The sequence below is a fragment of the Arthrobacter sp. AFG7.2 genome (assembly GCF_002892835.1).
Taxonomy (GTDB): domain Bacteria; phylum Actinomycetota; class Actinomycetes; order Actinomycetales; family Micrococcaceae; genus Arthrobacter.
This window is the reverse complement of the sequence record NZ_PJMB01000010.1, coordinates 109,287-129,245: the sequence shown is the minus strand read 5'-3', so window position 1 is coordinate 129,245 and position 19,959 is coordinate 109,287. Positions and strand designations below refer to the sequence as shown.

Below are 19,959 nucleotides of genomic sequence, written 5' to 3'. Positions count from 1 at the left end.
GTACGCGGACTCCGGACTTCGAGTCGGCTTACCTGGATAAAAACTGCACTGCCTCTTCGAGGCTGATGACGGTTCCGTCAGGGAATTCGAGCCCTTCCCCGGGGACATGGCGGACGGTGGCTGCCGCGTCCGTGTTCCCCTGGCCTGCGAGGACGACGACGGCGGCATAGTCGCCGTCACGTGCCGCATCTGAGGTGCCAACCCAGGGAATTGCCAAGCTGTCCCCCATCGGATGCGGTGCGTCCCGCTGCCAGGTTCCGGCGTCGTCAAGGAGCGTGCCGAAGCCGGCAAGGGGGCGGACCTCAGAAACCAGCCCGGATGAAACGTCCACGGGCCAGCCGCCGATCCTAAGCCCGCCGGCTTTGGAAGCTCCCGCACCGCGCACCCTGACCAGCCGCAGCTCAACCGTGCCCCGCGTCAGGCTCACCACCGTCACTTCAGGCCCCGGCGTGGCCGTGCCGCTCGCTCCGCTGCCATGGTCGGGTCCGGAGTCGGGATCCACGGCGATCCAGTTGACGGTGCTGCGCGAGGCACCCGCCAGCACGCCGCCGAGGTCCTTGTGCCCAAGATAGGTAAAGCCGGTCCGGTGGGTGGCCTTTCCTTCGTTGTCCAGCAGGACGACGGCGTTGTCCAGGGACTCCGGTTCCAGGTCCGGGAAGGTGGCGGTGGAGTAACCCAGGCGGGCATAGAGCGGCGAGTCCGCCACCTTCGTGCCTGGGTTCGCATGGTCCGTTCCGTGGTTACGGATCCGGACCACGCCATCGGCCATCGTCCCGTCCACCTGCCAGCCCGGAGCCTGGATGAGCCGCCGAGTGTCCCCGGTTTCCACGGGCAGGGGCTCCTCAACGGCCGTCCAGACGCGGTGGTCCGCCGGCAGCGCGAGGCCCATCATGCCTTTAGCCGCCCAGTACGGTGAGCCGGCCCCGGAGTAGGACTGTTTCATGCCGGGGAACTCGCCGTGGAAACCGATGGAGAGCAACCCGTTATCCGTAATGGCCCCGCCTTTGACGAAGTAGTCCAGGATCCCCGACGCCGCCCGCCGCGTGACGCCCGCGCTGAGGCGGGTGTGGCCGGAAAGTTCTCCAACCCAGAAAGGAGCGGCAGCCGCAAAGCGGTAAATGAGGCTGCGACCCTGGATCAGCGGAGCGCCGTTGGCCCCCACCAGGTGCACAGCGTCATCCAGGAAGTCGGCCAGCCTTTCGCCGTCGAGTTTTGCCCGCGCCGTCACCCGCGGGTCCGCCGGTGCCATCAGCTCCCACAACTGGGGGTAGACCTGGAAGGCCCAGCCCACATAGTGGTCATAGGCGCGTTCGGGCCCGTCCGCAAACCAGCCATGGCCCCGGTACAGGGAGTCGTGAACGGCCAGGCCTGCATCAATGTCCTCGTCCGAGTACCTGCCGCCCACGGAGGCCAGGAAGGTCTCGACAACAATCTGGAACCATACCCAGTTGATGGGCGGGTACTCCCCGCCGATGACCGTTTCGAACCACCCGATGAGTTGCTCCTGGACCCGCTGCGGCAGCTTGTCCCACAGGACGTCCCGGGTCAGGGCGAGGCCAACGGCCAGGGACGCCGCCTCCACTTTCGCCTGGCCGAGCTCGCCGGGTGTGGGCCACCGGTCCGGGTTCGCAGGGTCGGTACCCGCGTCCAGGCCCTTGGCGTACCAGTCAGCGATCCAGCCCGTGCCGTCGGGGTCTCCTGCCATCCGGAAGGACGCCAGCAGGAACGTGCGGGCGAAGGCCTCCAGCGAATCACTCCGCGGACCGTACGCGCTGTTGGCGCCGGGCAGGTGCAGGTTCGCGTGGTCCTCCGTGGCATACCGGTGCGCGGAGCGCAAGAGGTAGTCGGCGTAGGCACACCAGTGCTCACGGGTCAGACCCGTGTACGGCGAGAGCTGCAGGTCGAGCGGAGGCAGGGCCAGGGAAACGGGAGGAGCTGTGACGGGCATGGATTCCTCAGGTATCAGGGATGGTCACGAGTATCAGGGGTAGTCAAGGGTCAGGAAATCAGCCAGGCAATGGCGTTGCGAAGCAGCCGGCGGTGCTCCGGCGAGTCATAGGAGGCGGCGTCATGGCCCAAGGCGTCGTAGAAGGTCCGCCCGGAAGGGGCCGTCCCCTGGGGAAGCCGCTCCAGGGACCACATCACGGGGTGCTCAACATCTTCGTGGGAGTGGGTGGCGTGGATGGTGATGCCCGGTGCAGTACGGAGCCAGCTGTACCGTTCATCAGGCAGGGTAAAGTTTTCCACTCCCTCCACGATGGGCCCGGAAGCAGGCCGCACGTGGATGGCCGCCGGCCCGTACTCCGGGTGCATGGACTGTCCGCGGATCCAGCGGCCGCCGAGTCCGTCCTCCCATTCCGGGAGGTCGGTGAAGCTGGTGGAGCTGACATGGCTCACCAGCAGGGGGCGTTCCGATGCCAGCCAGCGCGCCAGCCCGGCGGCGGCGTGCGGGGTACCGGGCGACGGCCGCCCATCACGGGGCAGGCCCACATTCACCGCCAAAAGATCCGGCAGGCCGGGGGCAGCCATTTCCCCCAGTTGCTCCAGGGCGCCGTCCACATCAGCGGCGATCCCGACGTCGAACCCCGCCTCCTGCAGCATGGCTTCCAGCGCTGCGGACGTCCCGGCGAACGGATGCCACGGGTCCGCGTAGCGCCCCACACCGCTCAGCAGCAGGGCTTTCGGTCCGACTGCGGGGCTTCCATCCACCGGCGCGGCCGTCACAGCGAGTCCTGCAGCGCAGCGGCGGCCGGAATCCGCGGTGCACCCACGGAGGACTCCCGAAGGATCAATTCCGGGTTGAGCTCAATCCGGTGCACAGGCCGCATCCGGCCCTCCGCAAGCCGTGCTGCCATGAGCTGCACCGCCACCTTGCCCACGTATTGCTTGGGCGGCCGGACCGCTGATATCGCTGGCTCGGCAAGGTAAGCCACCTCGTCGTCGTACCCCACGATCGCGATGTCGCCGGGCACCTGCAGGCCCTTGTCCACGCAGTGCTGCACGAACGCCACCGCCTGGGTGTCGGAGTGGACCAGCATCGCCGTCGTTCCCGTTTGCCGGCACAGCTCCAGGACGTGGTCAAAGTGTGTGTCCCGCCCGCCGTTCACGTGCTTTGCCGAATCTTCATGCACGGAGCCCTCCGCGGGAATCTTCAGGGCCCCCAGCGCCTGCCGCCACCCGCGCACCACATGCGGGCTGGTGGGGCTTGCCGAATCGGTGAGGCAGCCTATCCGCCGGTGACCCTCCTGCCAGAGGTGCCGCACGGCCATGCCCGCACCGAAGGCGTGGTCTGTCGCCACCCACTCCAGCCGGTGTGCCGGGACCTCAGTGGGCGAGCGCCGCTCGGCGAGCACCACTGGTATGGGCAGCGCGTTAAGCCAGCGCAGGAGCTCCTGGCCATGCCCGCCGGTCATATCCGGAGCCACAATCAGCCCGTCGATGTTCTGCGTGTCGAGCAGGGCCTGGACCTGCCGCCGGTTGTCTGCGGCGTCATAGGCGGAACCGCGCACCAGGATGCGAAGGTTTTGCTGTTCGGCCTCGGCCCGTGCGCCGCTGATGACTTGCGGCCAGTAATAGTCCAGCGACGGCACCACCATGCCGATGGAGTAGCTGTGGTGCGGCGGCCGGCCGGCCGCAGCGGAACGGTCGAGCGGGCTGGGCAGGGTTGCGCCGCCGTGCACTCTCGATACCAGCCCCTCATCCGCCAGGAGATTGACGTCCCGGCGGATCGTTAACTCACTCACGCCAAGTTTTGCTGCGATGCCGCGGACAGTGATGGCTCCGTGGGCGCGGAGCTCCTCCATCAGCCGTTCCCGGCGCTGCAGGGAGAACAGGGATTTCCCTGCGGGTTCGGATGGTTGTTCCGGGCTCATGGCGCTACCTCCGCGGTAAGGGTGAAAGCCCCGGCGGCGCGGGACTCTTGTGTTGCAGGCAGGCGGAACCGCAGCCGGGTCAGTTTTTCTCCCCAGACGCCTGCCAGGAGGGGGCAATCCAGCGGCCACTCGTCCACGAGTACGACGACGGCAGAAGGGTCCCAGCGCAGGGCAAGCCCCCTGCTTCCGCCTTCGCCGGGAATCCCGGCGGGACGGATAGTCACTGTCCCTGGCCCGATGCTGATGGTGCCGGCCGCCAGGTAGGTAATGTCGACGTCGGCCGTTGCGTTGTCCGGCGGGACCGGAAGGTCCCAGCGGTCGGCGATGACGGCTTTCCGGGCTTCACGGTCCAGGGATGAGCTGCGGATCCACTGGTCCGGACGCAGCCCGTAGGCCGCACCGAGAGCGAGTTCCAGCTTGGGATCGTCAGCTGACGGTTCCCTGAGCACCTCCGCCGCGAATTTCCTGCCAGTACCTTGCTCCAGGCCGAACGGGGCGGGAACGCTGTGCCATGAGCTTTGCATGGCGCGAATCGCGTAGCGGTCCGGCCCGAATGTCTTGGCGGTATACGTGGGCTGCCCGGCGTCGACCAGCAAGGGCACCCCGTCCACGGCGACGACCACGGAGCCGACGTCCCGGTGGTTGTGGTGTTCGCCGTTGTGCCCGCCCTTGGCGGCCAGGAGCAGGCCCCGGGCGCTGCCGGCGGCCTCACGGGCCATCATGATCTGGACAGAGGGAAGAAAGGTGGAGGAAGTAAGCGGCGGGGCGGGCCGGGTTTCCTCCGCCCTTTCCTCCCGGCGCAGCAGCGCGTGGAGAACTCTTCCGAGTCCTGCTGCCGCATCAATCCGGGAGGCTCCCATTGCCGCTGCGTGACGGGCCGCATCCAGGTCGCCAAGGCGCTCTGCCCAGCCCTGGAGCATGTCCCAGGGCAGGGCTGCGGCTGCCTGCGCAGGACCATCGGCCACGTTCAGGAACCAGTTGCCGCCGATGTGCATCCGGTGCGGATAGGCCACGAGTTCGCGAACCACCGGGAGGTTGGCGTCGAGCTGTCCCCCGGTGGCTTCCTCAAGCAGAGCGAGCCCCCTCAGGGCCAGCCCGGCACCGTTCCACCAGTACGCGAAGCCCTCATCCACGGCGCCGTCCTCAGGAAGGGAGGCGAGGAAACGGTCCAGGCCCTCGATGCACCGGGAGATGGTCTGCGCCTGCGTTTCGGGATCGTCCACCAGAAAGAGTGCCGCGGCGATGAGGTTGGAGTGGATCCAAGGGTTCCAGTTGTGCACGTCTCCGTCCAGCCCCAGCCAGTGCCAGTCCATCCGTTGCAGGAAGGGCTCGACCACGCGCTGCAAAGCTTCTTCCCGGATCCTGCGGCGAAGGCCCGGGGCCCTGCTGTCCAGCTGTTCTCCCAGGACGTGGTCAAGCCAGGCCAGCTGCGCGGCGACCTCCCCCGCACCGAGATCCAGGTACGGCCGGTTGCGGTCCGGCACCACTTCGCCGCTGCGGCTGAAGACGTCGTCATGCGCGGCCCAGCTCCAGGAGCTCTGCTCGCAGAGGAGGTAGGCGCCGTCGATCACCTCATCCAGCCATGCAGCTGCTTCGGTGCCTGGCCCGGCAACTGGCCCGCCGCCGTCGTCGGACATCAAAACCATGGCCACTGCCCGGGTGAGCCTTTGCTGCCGCGCGCCCACCAGCCCTTCGTAGGCGGTGCGGTTCCCGTCGCGGAAATACCGGGCGTAGTGGGACACGAGCGGCTGCGGCCACGGCGTCCCCCGCTCTTCGCCTGCCTGCTTCCTCAACGGCCCAAGGGCAGCTTTCCCCACGGAACGCCAGCGGGAATCGCCGGGACGGGGCATCCGAAGCCGCGCCCCTGCCCCCGTCAGGAGCCCGGACAGTCCGGAAGCTGTAGCCGCTGTTCCCCAGGCAGCGGCCAAAGTCGTGGCAGCTGCGGACGGTGGGGCACTGCCGAAGGGGGGCGTCATGGGGACTTCCTCAGATGTTCGAGCATGAACGTGTCGGATCGATAAAGATCAGCATGGATGAACTGTCTTGTTCATGAGTATCTACTGATTGTTAGATGTGATGCAAGGCATAGACAACGTGCTACCGAGGACACACCACAACCGGAAAGGAGGTGTCGCGTGCCACTGAAACCCAAGGCGCTGCTGGTCATGAACCGCGGAACGTTCGCGGATCAGTTCGACTCGTCACGGCTTGAGCGCCTCACGGGCCTCGTGGACCTGGGCCGGGAGCCCTGGACCGATTCGCTCGACGTCACCAGACACCCTGAGCTGACTGACCGGCTGGCCGGGGTGGAAATCCTGCTGACCAGTTGGGGCGTTCCCCGCCTGGATGCTGCCGTGCTGGCACGCATGCCAAAGCTGCGGGCCGTGTTCCACTGCGCCGGTACTGTGCGGAGCTTTGTCAGCCAGGAACTGTGGGACCGGGGCATCCTGGTGACCAACGGCGCGGATGCCAATGCCATTCCCGTGGCCGAGTTCACCTTCGCCTCCATCGTGCTGGCAGGCAAGAAAGCCCATGTTCTCTCCAACGACGCCAGGACGTTCCGCGAGGACTGGAGCTACAGCACCCGTCGCGGGGAGCTTGGCAACATCGGGCGGACCATCGGCGTCATCGGCTTTTCCCGCATTGGGCGAAGGGTGGTGCACCTGGTCCAGCAGCTGCAGGACGTCACGTGCCTGGTCAGCGATCCCTACGCAGACGCCTCTGCCGTGGCAGCAGCCGGCGGGCGCCTGGTCCCCCTTGCGGAGCTGCTCCCGGCTTCGGACGTCGTCACGGTCCACGCTCCGGCCCTGCCCGAGACGAGGCACATGATTGGCGCCCCCGAGCTGCGGGCGATGAAGGACCACGCAACCCTGATCAACACTGCCCGCGGTTCACTGGTGGACACCGCTGCACTGGAAGCCGAGTGCGCCACGGGGCGCATCACGGCCTTGCTGGATGTCACTGAACCCGAACCCCTGCCCGCGGATTCCGTGCTGTACGACCTCCCCAACGTGATCATCACTCCGCACATCGCCGGTTCGCTGGGAACGGAAACCCGGAGGATGTCCGACGCCGCTTTGGACGACCTGGAACGGTACCTCACCGGCCGGGAACTCCTCGCCCAGGTGCTCCACGAAGACCTCTCACTGAGCGCCTGACCACAGTACAACCACCGCCATTACGGCAAACTTGTAACCCTACAAAGGAGAACGCAATGAAGCGCACAACCCTCGCTGCCATCGCCCTGGCCGTCACCGCCGGGCTTGGCCTGACCGGTTGCGCGGGTGCCGCAGGCCCTGCCGAGCCCCAAAGCCAGGAGGGCAAGACCCGCCTGACGGTTTCCGTCTGGAACTACGAAGGCACACCCGAGTTCAAGGCCCTGTTCGACAGTTACGAGGCCGCCAACCCCAGTGTGGACATCGAGCCGGTAGACATCCTCGCTGATGACTACCCGCAGAAGGTCACCACCATGCTCGCCGGCGGCGACACCACCGACGTCCTCACCATGAAGAATGTCATCGACTACGCCCGGTACGCCAACAATGGCCAGCTGCAGGAAATCAACAGCGTGGTGGACACCGTTGGCAAGGACAACCTCGCCGGCATTGACGCCTTCGACATTGACGGCAAGTACTTCGCAGCCCCCTACCGGCAGGACTTCTGGCTGCTGTACTACAACAAGGACCTCTTCAAGGCCGCCGGAATCGAAGACCCCAAGGACCTGACCTGGGAGAAGTACACGGAGATCGCCAAGAAGCTCAGCTCAGAAGCGGAGGGCAAGAAGGTCTACGGTACCTACCACCACATCTGGCGCTCCACGGTTCAGGCCATCGCAGCAGCCCAGAACAACGCAGACCAGAACAGCGGCGAGTACAGCTTCATGCAGGACCAGTACAACACCACCCTGGACCTGCAGAAGAGCGGCGCCACCTTGGACTTCGGAACGGCCAAGAGCCAGAAGACCAGCTACCGCACCATGTTTGAAACGGGCCAGGCGGCCATGATGCCCATGGGCACCTGGTACATCGCCGGCATCCTGCAGGCCAAGAAGGACGGCAAATCCAACGTGAACTGGGGCCTGGCTCCCCTGCCGCAGAAGAAAGCGGACGGCAAGGTCACCACGTTCGGCTCCCCTACGGCCTTCGCGGTCAACAAAAACGCCGTGCACTCCGATGAAGCCAGGAAGTTCATCGAATGGGCAGCCGGCGAGGAAGGCGCCAAGGCAATCTCCAAGATCGGTGTTGTCCCTGCCCTGCAGAACGAGTCCGTCACCGCTGAGTACTTCAAGCTGGATGGCCTGCCCACCGACGAACTGTCCAAGAAGGCCTTTATCCCGGATGAGACAGCCCTCGAAATGCCGGTGAGCGATAAGTCGGCAGCTACGGACAAAATCCTTAACCAGGAACATGACCTGATCATGGTCGGCGAGCGCTCTGTCACCGACGGCGTCACTGAAATGGGCAAGCGCGTCAAGAGCGAAGTCCTGGGCAAGTAAGCCAGGCAGCAGCCCTTCCCCGGGCCGGCGTCCCCAGCGGGCGACGCCGGCCCGGAACCCAGAACTTTCCGATCCTGAATTGGAGGAACGCCCCGGCTTCCGGGAGCGGGTCATCATGACTACTGAAACACTCGAGCCGGCTGCCGCCCCGGCGTTGCCCCAGCACAGCAGGGGCAACCGCAAGCAGGCGCGGCGCAATACCCTGATCGGCTGGACTTTCATCCTGCCGAACTTCCTGGGCTTCCTGGCCTTCACGCTTATCCCCGTGATCGCAGCCTTCGCCCTTTCCTTCATGGAATGGACCTCGTTCACGGCGCCGCGCTGGGTTGGGCTTGAGAACTTCCAGCGCATGTTCCAGAGCGACACGTTCTGGGTGGCCCTGCGCAACACCGTGGTTTACGCTCTGGGCCACGTGCCGCTCACCATGGCGCTGGCCCTGCTCCTGGCCATGCTGCTGAACCGCAAGCTCAAGGGCATCGGCTTCTTCCGGGTGGCCATCTTCTTCCCTTACATCACCTCCCTGGTGGCCGTCGCCGTCGTCTGGAACATGCTTTTCAGCCCCGACAGCGGCCCCATTAACCAGTTCCTGAACTCGATCGGCATCGCCGAGACTCCCGGCTGGACCTCCAGCTCCGACTGGGCCATGCCCGCCGTCATCATCACCAGCGTCTGGCGGGACATGGGCTACTACATGGTCCTGTACCTGGCCGGCCTGCAGGCCATTCCGGGCGAACTCTATGAAGCGGCAGAAGTGGACGGTGCCAGCCCCTGGCAGCGCTTCTGGAATGTCACCATCCCGTCCCTGCGGCCCACCACGTTCTTCGTGGTGGTCATGCTCACCGTGTCCAGCTTCAAGGTCTTCGACCTCATCGTGGTCATGACCAACGGCGGGCCCGGCCGCTCCACCACAGTGCTGTCCCAGCTCATCTACCAGGAAGGCATCGGCGAAGGGAAGTTCGGCTACTCGTCCGCCATCTCGCTGGTGCTGTTCCTCATCGTGCTGACGGTCACCGTCCTGCAGTTCAAGATCCAACAGCGGAGGGAACGCTGATGACCAACATGGCCGAAGATCTCAAGGCCGAGGCACCCTTCGCAGGCGCCGGCTTGGCGCCCAGCCCGGAGGACCGCCGTCGTACGCAGGAGAGACGCTCACCGCGCGCACAGAAGAAGCGCACCGCCGACCTCGTCATCTATGGTGTTCTTGCGGTACTGGTGGTGGCACTCATGGTGCCGTTCATCTGGATGGTCTCCTCCTCGCTGAAGGAAAACAACCAGGTCCTCACGGTGCCCATCCAGTGGATCCCCAGTGAGTTCGTGTGGAGCAACTACAGCGATATCTGGAACCGGATTCCGATGATGGGGTACCTGCAGAACTCGCTGTACCTGGCCGTGATCATCACCTGCCTGCAGGTCCTGACCGGGTCGCTGGCAGCCTATGGCTTTTCCAAGGTCCGCTTTCCGGGCCGTGACGTCCTCTTCCTGGCCTACATCGGCACTATTGCCGTGCCGTGGCAGGCGTACATGGTGCCGCAGTACATCATGATGCAGAACCTGGGCCTGACCAACAGCTTCAACGCCCTGATCCTGCTCCAGGCGTTCGGCGCGTTCGGAGTGTTCCTGATGCGGCAGTACTACATGACCATCCCCGATGAACTGTGCGAGGCGGCCCGCATCGACGGCCTGAGCGAGTACGGCATCTGGGCGCGGGTCATCCTGCCGCTGTCCAAACCGGCCCTGGCGAGCCTGGCGCTCCTGACGTTCGTAAACACCTGGAACGACTACATGGGCCCGTTCATCTACCTCACCAGCAACCGGCTCTGGACCGTCCAGCTGGGGCTTCGCTCCTTCGTGGGCCAGTTCGACGCCGAATACGCCATGATCATGACCGGCTCCGTGATCTCAGTGATCCCTATCCTCCTCATCTTCCTGGTAGGTCAGCGCTACTTCATCCAGGGCATCGCCACGAGCGGCATGAAGGGATGACCTCCGTGGCACGGCACCCGGCACGGCGGCGCGGCCTCGCGGGGCACATTCCCAGCCCGGGCTTTGAGACGTTCGGCAGCATCTTCGGGTTCATCTACACCTTCCTGGCCGGGAACGTGCTCCTGGCGCTGGCCAACGCTCCGCTGGTGCTGTGCTTGGCCCTCGTGGCAGACCCCGTCGCCGCCTGGCCGTTCTTCCTTGCGCTTTCCGTCACCGTGCCGCCGTCGCTCGCCGGGCTGTTCGCCGCCTTCAAGGGGCTGAACGACGACGGCAGTGCGGTCAAGCCGGTTGTTTCCTTCCTGCGGGGCTACCGGAACGCCTTCCGGCGGTCAGCCCCGCTGGGGCTGGCCGCCGTGGCCGTGCTGCTCTTCCTCGGCGTGGACCTGGTGATCGTCCGGTCCATGCCGGCGGCGGCGGTGCTGGTTCCCGTGATAGTGGTGGCCGCAGCCGTCACGGTGAGCGTTGCGGTGTTGGCGATTGCCGGCGTCGTACTCCTGCCTGACGCAGGGTTCAGGAGCCTGCTCAAAGCTTCTCTGTACCTGTGTGTCCAGCGCTGGTACCTCACCCTGGCACTGCTGGTGCTGCTGGGCATCATCGTCTCGGCAGCACTGGTCCAGCCTGTGCTCGGTGTTGCCCTGGCACCGGCCCCGCTGCTGTTCGTCGTCTGGAGCAACGCGGCCTATGCCTTCCACGCCGCGCTGCGGACTCCCTAGCTGCGGATTTCCCCATAGCCCCCGTGGAATCCAGCGGGTACAACTGAGAGATGACCACCTCAGCGCTGGTGCTAGGCCCCATGATGCGGTACGTGGATGAGACCTCCGCGAGCATCTGGGTGGAAACCCGGGACGCAAGCCGGGTGACAGTCAGTGCCGGGGGCAAGCAGTGGGACGCCCGGACCTTCGCCGTCCACAGCCACCACTATGCGCTGGTGGAAGTGGACGGGCTGGAGCCCGGCAGTTCCTCCCCTTACACCGTGGACATTGATGGGGCGCAGGTGTGGCCGGAGGCAGGCGCCACCTTGCCGCCTCCGCTGATCCCGACGCTCAAACCCGGCAAGCCCCTGCGCCTGGCCTACGGTTCGTGCCGGACCAGTGTGCCGCACGATGCCTCCGGAAACCGGAGCCATGGAGTGGATGCGCTGCGTGCCTACGCCCTGGAAATGAGTTCCGGCGGTGGGGAGCCCTGGCCGGACCTGGTGGCGTTCCTTGGGGACCAGGTGTACGCCGATTCCACCAGTGAGCAGATGCAGGAATTCATCAAGGCCCGGCGGGACATGACAGAGCCTCCCGGCGAGGAACTCAAGGACTTCGAGGAGTACGCACACCTGTACTTCCTGGCGTGGTCCGATCCAACCAACAGGTGGCTGCTTTCCACGCTGCCCACAGCCATGATTTTTGACGACCACGACATCCGGGACGACTGGAACGCCTCCCTGAGCTGGCGCGAGTCGATTCAGGACGCCGAATGGTGGCATGGTCGGATAGTGGCGGGGCTGGCGTCCTACTGGGTGTACCAGCACCTGGGAAACCTGTCCCCGCAGGACCGCGCCGGGGATCCCATCTGGCAGAAGATTGCCGCCCACCGGGGCAGCGACGAACTGGACCTCAGCGGGGAGCTGGACAAGTTCGCTGAACGCGCCGACCGGGACCCGGAGTCCTACCGGTGGAGCTACTGCCGGGACGTCGGCGATGTCCGGTTGATCGTGGCCGACTCACGGGCAGCCCGGAACCTGCAACCGGACCGCCGGGCGCTGCTTGATGATGCAGAGATGGCCTGGCTGGATGCCCGGATGCAGGGAGGTTTCCGCCATCTGCTGGTGGCAACGTCCCTGCCGTTCCTGCTGCCGATGGGCCTGCACCACCTCGAGGCCTGGGACGAGGCAGTCTCCGAGGGCGCCTGGGGTAAACGTGCCGCCCGGGCAGGGGAAAAACTTCGGCAGGCAGCCGACCTGGAGCATTGGGCTGCCTTCCAGGACAGTTTCCGGAAGGTGGCCGGCATGGCTGCAGAGGTCGCGGACGGACTTCGTGGGACCGCACCGGAATCCGTCACCTTCCTGTCCGGCGACGTCCACTTCTCCTATGTCTCCGAAGTGAAAAGGGCGGCCGGCAGCCGGATCATCCAGGCGGTCTGCTCCCCCATCCGCAATCCGCTTCCGCGGGTACTGCGTTCCTTCGGGGCGGTGATGTCCTATGCCCTGGCCGCGCCCGTGGGAGCACTCATTGCCCGGTCAGCCAAGGTCGCGGACCCGCCGTTCCGCTGGTCCGGCATCAAGGGTCCCTGGTTCGACAACAACCTTGCCTGCCTGGAAGTGGTGCCGGAGGGGCTGAAGCTGTGGTGGCAACGGGGCGTAGTGGATGGCGGTGACCACCTCCATCCCCGGCTGGAACGGGTGGCGGACATAACTGTCGCTCCCCGGAGGACGCCGGCCAAAGCTGCCGCGCGGCGCCCCTCCGCCAGGCGCGCCTAGGCCAGGCTCCCTGAACCAAGCCCCTGGATCAGGCTCCCTGGATCAGGCGGCGCTAGATCAGGCCCTGGGCCAGCATCGCGTCCGCCACCTTCACGAACCCGCCGATGTTGGCCCCGAGCACGTAGTTGCCCGGGTCGCCGTACTCGTCGGCGGTGGACGCGCAACGGTCGTGGATGCCCACCATGATCTCGGTGAGCCGCTCCTCGGTGTGTTCGAAGGACCACGAGTCGCGGCTGGCGTTCTGCTGCATTTCCAGAGCCGAGGTTGCTACCCCGCCGGCATTTGCCGCCTTGCCCGGCCCGAAAAGCACCCCGGCGTCCTGGAACACTGACACGGCTTCGCGGGTGGAAGGCATGTTGGCCCCTTCGCCGATCGCCAGGAGGCCGTTCCGCACCAGCCGCGCGGCAGCGTCGCCGTCGAGCTCGTTCTGCGTGGCGCAGGGCAGTGCCACCGTGGCGTCGACATCCCACACAGAGCCGCCCTCCACGTAGGAGACGCCAGTGCGGCGCTCGGCGTAATCCTTCAGGCGGCCGCGTTCGACTTCCTTGATTTCACGAAGAAGGCCGACGTCGATGCCCGCCTCATCCACCACATAGCCGGAGGAATCTGAACAGGCCACGGCCGTGGCTCCCAGGGCCTGGGCTTTGGCGATCGCATTGATGGCAACGTTGCCGGAGCCCGAAACCACGACGCGCTGGCCGTCGAAGGATGTGCCGCGGGTCTTCAGCATTTCCTCGGTGAAGATGACCGTTCCGAAGCCCGTGGCTTCCGGGCGGACCAGTGATCCGCCCCAGGAAATGCCCTTGCCGGTGAGGACGCCGGATTCGTAGCGGTTGGTGATGCGCTTGTACTGCCCGAAAAGGTAGCCGATTTCGCGGCCGCCGACGCCTATGTCACCAGCCGGGACATCCGTGTATTCACCGATGTGGCGGTACAGCTCCGTCATGAAGGACTGGCAGAACCGCATCACTTCGGCATCGCTGCGCCCGCGCGGATCGAAGTCCGAGCCACCCTTTCCGCCGCCGATGGGCATGCCGGTCAGGGCATTCTTGAAGATCTGCTCGAAACCGAGGAACTTGACGATGCCCAGGTAGACCGAGGGGTGGAAACGCAGGCCGCCCTTGTATGGACCCAGGGCTGAGTTGAATTCCACCCGGAACCCGCGGTTGATTTGCACCCGGCCCTGGTCGTCGGTCCAGGGAACGCGAAAAATGATCTGCCGCTCCGGTTCGCAGAGCCGCTCCAGGATGGCCGCTTCAAGGAACTCCGGGTGCCTGTCGTGGACGGGCCCCAGGCTTTCGAAGACCTCCACTACTGCCTGGTGGAACTCGGTTTCACCAGGGTTCCTGGCGAAGACTGTATCCCTGATGGCCTCCAGGCGTGCATCCATGAACTTATTCCTAACCGTGGGGGGAACGCGGGACGGCCACAAAGAGGCAGCCTCGTCCCGGCAGGTTTGGTTTTCAATTTATCGGATTACGACCGGACGCTGTTAGGTGAGCCACCCGGGCCCGGATAATCTCCGTAATGTGACAAAGAAAATCCACCACGCAATAAAGCTGACTCCCGGTTTTTCCGGCACCGGGATGCCCTGATGGCGTATGTCTGTCTCCTCCTGTCCGGCGCCGCACTGCTGGTTAACGGTCTCGCCACCCTGGGGCACCTGCCCCGCCGCGACGCCGGTGTACTGAGCCTGGTGGTGGGAGCCATCCAGCTGGCACTCGGCGCCGCCTTCCTGTCCCTGGACGGTACCGCCGGCACAGCGCAGACGGCCGCAGGAATCTTCCTGTTCGGGCTGACCTATGCCTACTCGGGCCTGGACGCGCTGATGAACCTCGGGTCCAAAGGCCTGGGGTGGTTCTGCGGGATGGTTGCCTTTGTCGCAGTACTGCTTGCCGCGGCCTGGCTCGCCGCCGATCCTTTGCTCGCCGTGCTGTGGCTGGGATGGGCTGTGCTTTGGGGCCTGATGTTCGCCTCATTGGCCCTGGGCCGGGCCCGGCTGGACCCGGTCATTGGCTGGGCCCTGGTGCTGGCAAGCCAGGTGACCGCTACGGTTCCCGGCTTCCTCGGCCTGGCGGGAGCGTGGCCCCGCGGGCAGGACATCGAATGGCTGGCTGCGCTTGTTCTGGCCCTGCTTTTTGTCGCAGCGCTCCTGCTGGCCAGGCGTGGGGCCCCTGCCCCGCTCGGGAGTGCAGCCCCTGCCCCGCTGCACCTGCCAAAACCTTGATCCGCCGCACACCGCCGGGCGCCATGGCATACTGCCGTAACCAGTCCCTGCCGGATCCGCCGGCTGGCGGTCGGAAGGGGTTTTTCCATGCAGGAGTTCGTCGGGGTGGACGAAACGGTGCGCCGGCACGTCCTTGAGTCTCTTGCACGGACAGATGTCACCGTCGGGCCTGAGTTCGAACGGAGGTTCGACGCCCATTTCCCGGACCTGCACCGGCTCTTCCGCACACTGTACGAATCGCGGCAGGACTGGGTGGAGCAGCTCACGGCACTGGTGGTCCAGAGTGCACGCTCGTGGGAGGAACGTCCCGCTGACCTGAAGGTTCTCGACGCCGGGCGGGAAGCGGACAGCGGCTGGTTCATGTCCAACACCATGCTGGGCGGCGTCTGTTATGTGGACAGGTACGCGGACAACCTGGACGGGCTCCGCGCCAGCATCCCTTACTTCAAGGAACTGGGCCTGACCTACCTGCACCTCATGCCGCTGTTCCTGGCACCCGAACCGCATTCGGACGGCGGCTACGCGGTCTCAAGCTACCGGGACGTCAATCCAAAGCTGGGAACCATGGAGCAGCTCCGTGACCTCGCAGCCGAATTCCGCGGCCACGGCATCAGCCTGGTAGTGGACTTCATCTTCAACCACACCTCCGACGAACACGAGTGGGCGCGCAAGGCGGCCGCCGGAGATCCTGAATACAGCGATTACTACTGGATCTTCCCGGACCGGACCATGCCGGACGCGTATGAACAGAACGTGCGGGAAATCTTCCCCGAGAACCACCCCGGGTCCTTCATCCGGATGGAGGACGGCCGCTGGGTCTGGGCCACGTTCCACACCTATCAGTGGGACCTGAACTACGCCAACCCGGACGTCTTCCGCGCAATGGCCGGGGAGATGCTGTTCCTGGCCAACCAGGGCGTGGACATACTGCGCATGGATGCAGTGGCCTTCATCTGGAAGCAGCTGGGCACCCCCTGCGAGAACCTGCCCGAGGCCCATATCCTCCTTCAGGCGTTCAATGCCGTGTGCCGGCTCGCCGCTCCCTCACTGCTGTTCAAGTCCGAGGCCATCGTCCATCCGGACGAGGTGGCACTCTACATCGACCCCGCCGAATGCCAGCTTTCCTACAACCCGCTGCAAATGGCCCTGATCTGGGAAACGCTGGCCACACGCGACGTCGCACTCCTGGCCCAGGCACTGGAACGGCGGCACAACATCCCGGCCGGCACCTCGTGGGTGAACTACGTCCGCAGCCACGACGATATCGGCTGGACATTCGCGGATGAGGACGCGGCAGAACTGGGCATCAACGGTTTCGACCACCGCCGCTTCCTGAACTCCTTCTACGTCAACCGTTTCCCCGGCAGCTTTGCCCGCGGCGTGCCGTTCCAGGACAACCCCAAGACCGGGGACTGCCGGATCTCAGGGACGACGGCGTCGCTGTGCGGCATGGAGGTTGACCCGGCAGAGGCTGTGGAGAGGATCCTGCTGGCGCACTCGGTTGCCTTCAGCACCGGCGGGATTCCCCTGCTGTACCTCGGCGACGAAGTTGGCCAGGTCAATGACTACGGCTACGCCAAGGAGGAAGGGCACGACGCCGACAGCCGCTGGGTGCACCGGCCCCACTATCCGGCCGGGCAGTACGCGCGGCGGCACGAGGCTTCGACGCCGGAAGGTGCTGTGTACGCCGGCCTGAAAAGGATGATCGAGGTGCGTTCGGCCACCCCCGGGCTTGCGGGCACCACGCTGATCCCGTTCGACACCCGCAACAGCGGTGTCCTGGCGTACCAGCGACCCGCCGGCGCAGCTGCCGGGGGCGAAACCCGCGTCCTGGCCCTGGCAAACTTCAGCGACTCGCCGCAGTCCCTGCCCGCGGAAACCTTCGGCGGATTCCTGCCCGCCGCCGTCGACCTTCTCTCCGAAGCCGCGGTCCAGTTCGACGAGGGCGTCATGCTCCTCCCCCGCCAATATCTCTGGTTGCTTGTCACTCCCCGGTGATTGATTGGGTCCATCCGCTCCCGGCGTGAAACCATACGGAACATGGCCCAGAAGATTGCGTACCAGGGTGAGCCCGGCGCCAACTCCAATATCGCGTGCAAGCAGATGTTCCCCGACATGGAAAGCGTGCCCTGCGCCAGCTTCGAGGACGCTTTTGAACTCGTCTCAAGCGGCGAGGCGGAGTTGGCCATGATCCCCATCGAAAACTCCATCGCAGGCCGGGTGGCGGACATCCACATCCTGCTTCCCCAGTCCAACCTGCAGATCGTGGGCGAGTTCTTCCTGCCCATCCACTTCGACCTGCTGGGCATCCCGGGCAGCACCATCGAGGATGCCACCGAAGTGCACAGCCACATCCATGCCCTGGGCCAATGCCGCCGGCTGATCCGTGACCACGGACTGAAGCCGGTAATCGCCGGTGACACCGCCGGCTCCGCCCGCGAAGTCAGCGAATGGAACGATCCCCGCAAGCTCTCCCTCGCGCCCCCGCTCGCAGCGCAAATCTACGGCCTCGAAGTCCTGGCGTCACGGGTGGAGGACGATCCCTCCAACACCACCCGCTTCGTGGTCCTTGCCCGGGAAAAGGAGCTGCCGGCCAAGGATGAGCTTTCCGGACCGGCTGTCACGAGCTTTGTGTTCCGCGTCCGCAACGTCCCCTCCGCCCTGTACAAAGCGCTGGGCGGTTTTGCCACCAACGGCGTGAACATGACGCGGCTGGAAAGCTACATGGTGGGCAACGAATTCGCTGCCACCATGTTCATGGCCGACGTCGAAGGCCACCCCGAGGACCTGCCCCTCAAGCTGGCACTTGAGGAGCTGGACTTCTTCACCACCGAGGTGCGGATCCTCGGTGTGTATGCTGCCGCCGACTACAGGACTGGTCAGACGGTCAGCGTCTGACCCGCCGGGTGGCGCTTGAGCAACGGGCCGAAGAACTCCGCCAGCTCGCCGGTTGCCGTCAGCGGCAGGACGTTTGCCACGTACTGATCCGGGCGCACCACCACCACCACGCCGCCGCGGTCCAGGCCGCGGAGTTCAAAAATGTCAGCGTTGGGGTCGGTGGCGTAGACCTTCTCGTAGTCCGTGAGCTTGAAAGGGCCCACCTGCGGCTTGAAAACCGCCGGGACGGCGTTGATGTCAAGATCGGTGTGGGGCTGCTGGTAGATCACCTTGACGTCGAACCAGGCATCAGGATCAGCGTCCGACGGCGTCGCGGCCAGCGGTGATTCCGGCGAGTTCGCGAGCCATGCGGCAAACTTGCCCGTGCCCGATTCCGCCTGCTCCCCGGCCACCGGAGCCGGCTGGTCAGCGAACACATAGATCCTCCACCGGCCGTCGGCCGTGGCGTGATGGCCGAGGTGGATCGGGTTGGTGTCGCCCACGCGCACCACGGGGGCGGATTTGAAGCGCTTGCCCACCGGGAAGCCGGTGGCGAGCTCCTGGTGGTCGGAGCTGCCGACCACGATCGAGGGAGTGTACTGGGTCATGAAGCCGGCCGGGAACTCGGCGGTGCTGACGTAAAAGTCCTCAAGATCCGAGGGGTTGGCGAATTCCTCGGGCTTCTTGGCCATCATCGTGGACCACTCTTTGTCGAAGTCGATGAGGTTCTTCGCCACCACCTGGCGCTCTTCGGAGTAGGTGGCCAGCAGGCTTTCCGGGCTGCGTCCTTCGAGCACGTGCCCGAGTTTCCAGGCCAGGTTGAAGCCGTCCTGCATGGAGACGTTCATGCCCTGACCGGCCTTGGCACTGTGGGTGTGGCAGGCATCGCCGGTGATGAACACGCGGGGCGTCCTGGTGCCGCGCTGCTCCGGGAGAACGTCGTCGAACCTGTCCGTCAGGCGGTGGCCCACCTCGTACACGCTGTGCCACGCCACGTTGCGGACGTCCAGGGTGTAGGGATGGAGGATCTCGTTGGCCTTGTGGATGATCTCATCGATGGTGGTGCTGCGGACCGCACCTTTGTTGTTGGGGTCCACTTCGCCGAGGTCCACGTACATCCGGAACAGGAATCCGCCCTCGCGGGGAATGAGCAGGATGCTCCCCTTTTCAGCCTGGATGGCGCATTTGGTCCGGATGTCCGGAAAGTCGGTGACGGCCAGGACATCCATGACGCCCCAGGCGTGGTTGGCGGCGTCGCCCGCCAGGTGGCAGCCGATCGCATCGCGGACCTTGCTCCGGGCACCGTCAGCACCGATGACGTACTTTGCCCGGACCACCCGGTCGTTCCCCTCGTGGGGACCGGAGGTGTGGCCAAGAGTCACCGTGACGGGATACTCCCCCTCGCCCGTGACCTCAAGGCCACGGAACTCGTAGCCGTAGTCGGGGGTCATGCGCGTCGGAGAATTGGCCGCGACCTCGGCGAAGTAGTCCAGCACCCGTGCCTGGTTGACGATCAGGTGCGGAAACTCGCTGATTCCCATCTCGTCATCCACCGCGCGGGCGCTGCGCACAATGCGGGAGTGGTCCGCCGGGTCAGGCTTCCAGAACGCCATTTCCGTGATCCGGTACGCCTCTGCGATGATCCGCTCGGCGAACCCGAAAGCCTGGAAAGTCTCGACGCTGCGGGCCTGGATGCCATCCGCCTGGCCAATGGGGAGGCGCCCTGACCGGCGTTCAACAATGCGGGTGGTGACGTTCGGGAACTGCGAAAGCTGTGCGGCAGCGAGCATTCCGGCAGGCCCGGTGCCCACGATGAGGACATCGACCTCGGCGGGGAGATCAGCAGGGCGGTTGATGCCGACGCCGGCAGCGGGCTTGACGCGCGGGTCTCCGGAGACGTAGCCGTGGTGGTGAAACTGCACGGGATTCCTCACTTCGTTGTGTGGTTGCTTCGGCCGTTTCTGTTCGATAATAGAATTCCAGTTTCCATATTAGAAAGCTGCGGCACAGCACCACAGTACGCCACCTGTGACAGGGA

General features: G+C 65.4%; 15 protein-coding genes. 9 read left to right on the top strand and 6 right to left on the bottom strand.

The genetic code is table 11. The features are described from left to right. Positions 1–28 precede the first annotated feature (28 nt). The 4 genes from CXX84_RS16140 to CXX84_RS16125 are packed head-to-tail and all read right to left on the bottom strand — an operon-like array spanning position 29 to position 5,848. Entirely contained in the window at positions 29–1,948 is a 1,920-nt protein-coding gene (locus tag CXX84_RS16140) for a DUF2264 domain-containing protein (protein WP_102977734.1), read from the bottom strand. Between the two features lie 50 nt (positions 1,949–1,998). After that, on the bottom strand, positions 1,999–2,724 hold the full coding sequence (locus CXX84_RS16135; RefSeq protein WP_223253126.1) for a ThuA domain-containing protein: 726 nt from the start codon (positions 2,722–2,724) through the stop codon (positions 1,999–2,001). Beyond that, on the bottom strand, positions 2,721–3,872 hold the full coding sequence (locus tag CXX84_RS16130) for a LacI family DNA-binding transcriptional regulator (RefSeq protein ID WP_102977733.1): 1,152 nt from the start codon (positions 3,870–3,872) through the stop codon (positions 2,721–2,723). The genes CXX84_RS16135 and CXX84_RS16130 overlap by 4 nt, the downstream gene beginning before the upstream one ends. Further along, the gene (locus CXX84_RS16125) at positions 3,869–5,848 is read right to left on the bottom strand and encodes a heparinase II/III family protein (RefSeq protein WP_223253125.1); all 1,980 of its coding nucleotides are present in this window, start codon (positions 5,846–5,848) and stop codon (positions 3,869–3,871) included. The genes CXX84_RS16130 and CXX84_RS16125 overlap by 4 nt, the downstream gene beginning before the upstream one ends. A 159-nt stretch (positions 5,849–6,007) precedes the next feature. Here CXX84_RS16125 and CXX84_RS16120 point away from each other — a divergent pair, with 159 nt between their 5' ends. The 6 genes from CXX84_RS16120 (at position 6,008) to CXX84_RS16095 (ending at position 12,817) form a co-directional block, all read left to right on the top strand. Beyond that, positions 6,008–7,030, top strand: a complete 1,023-nt coding sequence (locus CXX84_RS16120) for a hydroxyacid dehydrogenase (RefSeq protein ID WP_102977732.1) — start codon at positions 6,008–6,010, stop codon at positions 7,028–7,030. 56 nt (positions 7,031–7,086) lie between these two features. Continuing rightward, positions 7,087–8,367 carry an ABC transporter substrate-binding protein gene (locus tag CXX84_RS16115; RefSeq protein ID WP_102977731.1) on the top strand — a complete coding sequence of 427 codons (1,281 nt, stop codon included), beginning with the start codon at positions 7,087–7,089 and terminating at the stop codon, positions 8,365–8,367. 115 nt (positions 8,368–8,482) lie between these two features. Then, positions 8,483–9,418 (top strand): carbohydrate ABC transporter permease, encoded by a 936-nt coding sequence (locus CXX84_RS16110; RefSeq protein WP_102977747.1) that lies wholly within the window; start codon positions 8,483–8,485, stop codon positions 9,416–9,418. After that, positions 9,418–10,350, top strand: coding sequence for a carbohydrate ABC transporter permease (locus CXX84_RS16105; RefSeq protein ID WP_102977730.1), 933 nt, complete (start codon positions 9,418–9,420; stop codon positions 10,348–10,350). The genes CXX84_RS16110 and CXX84_RS16105 overlap by 1 nt, the downstream gene beginning before the upstream one ends. Continuing rightward, positions 10,347–11,063 (top strand): DUF624 domain-containing protein, encoded by a 717-nt coding sequence (locus tag CXX84_RS16100; protein ID WP_102977729.1) that lies wholly within the window; start codon positions 10,347–10,349, stop codon positions 11,061–11,063. Before CXX84_RS16105 ends, CXX84_RS16100 begins: the two co-directional genes overlap by 4 nt. A gap of 50 nt (positions 11,064–11,113) precedes the next feature. After that, positions 11,114–12,817 carry an alkaline phosphatase D family protein gene (locus CXX84_RS16095; RefSeq protein WP_102977728.1) on the top strand — a complete coding sequence of 568 codons (1,704 nt, stop codon included), beginning with the start codon at positions 11,114–11,116 and terminating at the stop codon, positions 12,815–12,817. 52 nt (positions 12,818–12,869) lie between these two features. Here the strand turns inward: CXX84_RS16095 and gdhA are convergent, their stop codons facing one another. Further along, on the bottom strand, positions 12,870–14,207 hold the full coding sequence (gene gdhA, locus CXX84_RS16090; protein ID WP_102977727.1) for an NADP-specific glutamate dehydrogenase: 1,338 nt from the start codon (positions 14,205–14,207) through the stop codon (positions 12,870–12,872). Positions 14,208–14,411: 204 nt separating this feature from the next. Here gdhA and CXX84_RS16085 point away from each other — a divergent pair, with 204 nt between their 5' ends. From CXX84_RS16085 to CXX84_RS16075, 3 genes are all read left to right on the top strand, one after another. Further along, the gene (locus CXX84_RS16085) at positions 14,412–15,044 is read left to right on the top strand and encodes an AmiS/UreI family transporter (protein WP_102977726.1); all 633 of its coding nucleotides are present in this window, start codon (positions 14,412–14,414) and stop codon (positions 15,042–15,044) included. An 87-nt stretch (positions 15,045–15,131) separates the two neighbouring features. Then, entirely contained in the window at positions 15,132–17,042 is a 1,911-nt protein-coding gene (locus CXX84_RS16080) for an amylosucrase (protein ID WP_102977725.1), read from the top strand. A gap of 42 nt (positions 17,043–17,084) precedes the next feature. Continuing rightward, the gene (locus CXX84_RS16075; RefSeq protein ID WP_102977724.1) at positions 17,085–17,942 is read left to right on the top strand and encodes a prephenate dehydratase; all 858 of its coding nucleotides are present in this window, start codon (positions 17,085–17,087) and stop codon (positions 17,940–17,942) included. On the opposite strand, the gene CXX84_RS16070 is transcribed toward CXX84_RS16075, so the two are convergent. Beyond that, a complete protein-coding gene (locus tag CXX84_RS16070) occupies positions 17,924–19,843 on the bottom strand; it encodes an FAD-binding monooxygenase (protein ID WP_102977723.1) in 1,920 nt (639 codons plus the stop codon). The genes CXX84_RS16075 and CXX84_RS16070 overlap by 19 nt on opposite strands. Between the last annotated feature and the right edge of the window lie 116 nt (positions 19,844–19,959).

Coding starts and splice junctions, on each gene's coding strand:
- CXX84_RS16115 (WP_102977731.1), top strand. CDS start 7,087: ATGAAGCGCACAACCCTCGCTGCCATCGCCCTGGCCGTCACCGCCGGG.
- CXX84_RS16085 (WP_102977726.1), top strand. CDS start 14,412: ATGGCGTATGTCTGTCTCCTCCTGTCCGGCGCCGCACTGCTGGTTAAC.
- CXX84_RS16105 (WP_102977730.1), top strand. CDS start 9,418: ATGACCAACATGGCCGAAGATCTCAAGGCCGAGGCACCCTTCGCAGGC.
- CXX84_RS16100 (WP_102977729.1), top strand. CDS start 10,347: ATGACCTCCGTGGCACGGCACCCGGCACGGCGGCGCGGCCTCGCGGGG.
- CXX84_RS16130 (WP_102977733.1), bottom strand. CDS start 3,872: ATGAGCCCGGAACAACCATCCGAACCCGCAGGGAAATCCCTGTTCTCC.
- CXX84_RS16075 (WP_102977724.1), top strand. CDS start 17,085: ATGGCCCAGAAGATTGCGTACCAGGGTGAGCCCGGCGCCAACTCCAAT.
- CXX84_RS16080 (WP_102977725.1), top strand. CDS start 15,132: ATGCAGGAGTTCGTCGGGGTGGACGAAACGGTGCGCCGGCACGTCCTT.
- gdhA (WP_102977727.1), bottom strand. CDS start 14,207: ATGGATGCACGCCTGGAGGCCATCAGGGATACAGTCTTCGCCAGGAAC.
- CXX84_RS16110 (WP_102977747.1), top strand. CDS start 8,483: ATGACTACTGAAACACTCGAGCCGGCTGCCGCCCCGGCGTTGCCCCAG.
- CXX84_RS16125 (WP_223253125.1), bottom strand. CDS start 5,848: ATGACGCCCCCCTTCGGCAGTGCCCCACCGTCCGCAGCTGCCACGACT.
- CXX84_RS16095 (WP_102977728.1), top strand. CDS start 11,114: ATGACCACCTCAGCGCTGGTGCTAGGCCCCATGATGCGGTACGTGGAT.
- CXX84_RS16140 (WP_102977734.1), bottom strand. CDS start 1,948: ATGCCCGTCACAGCTCCTCCCGTTTCCCTGGCCCTGCCTCCGCTCGAC.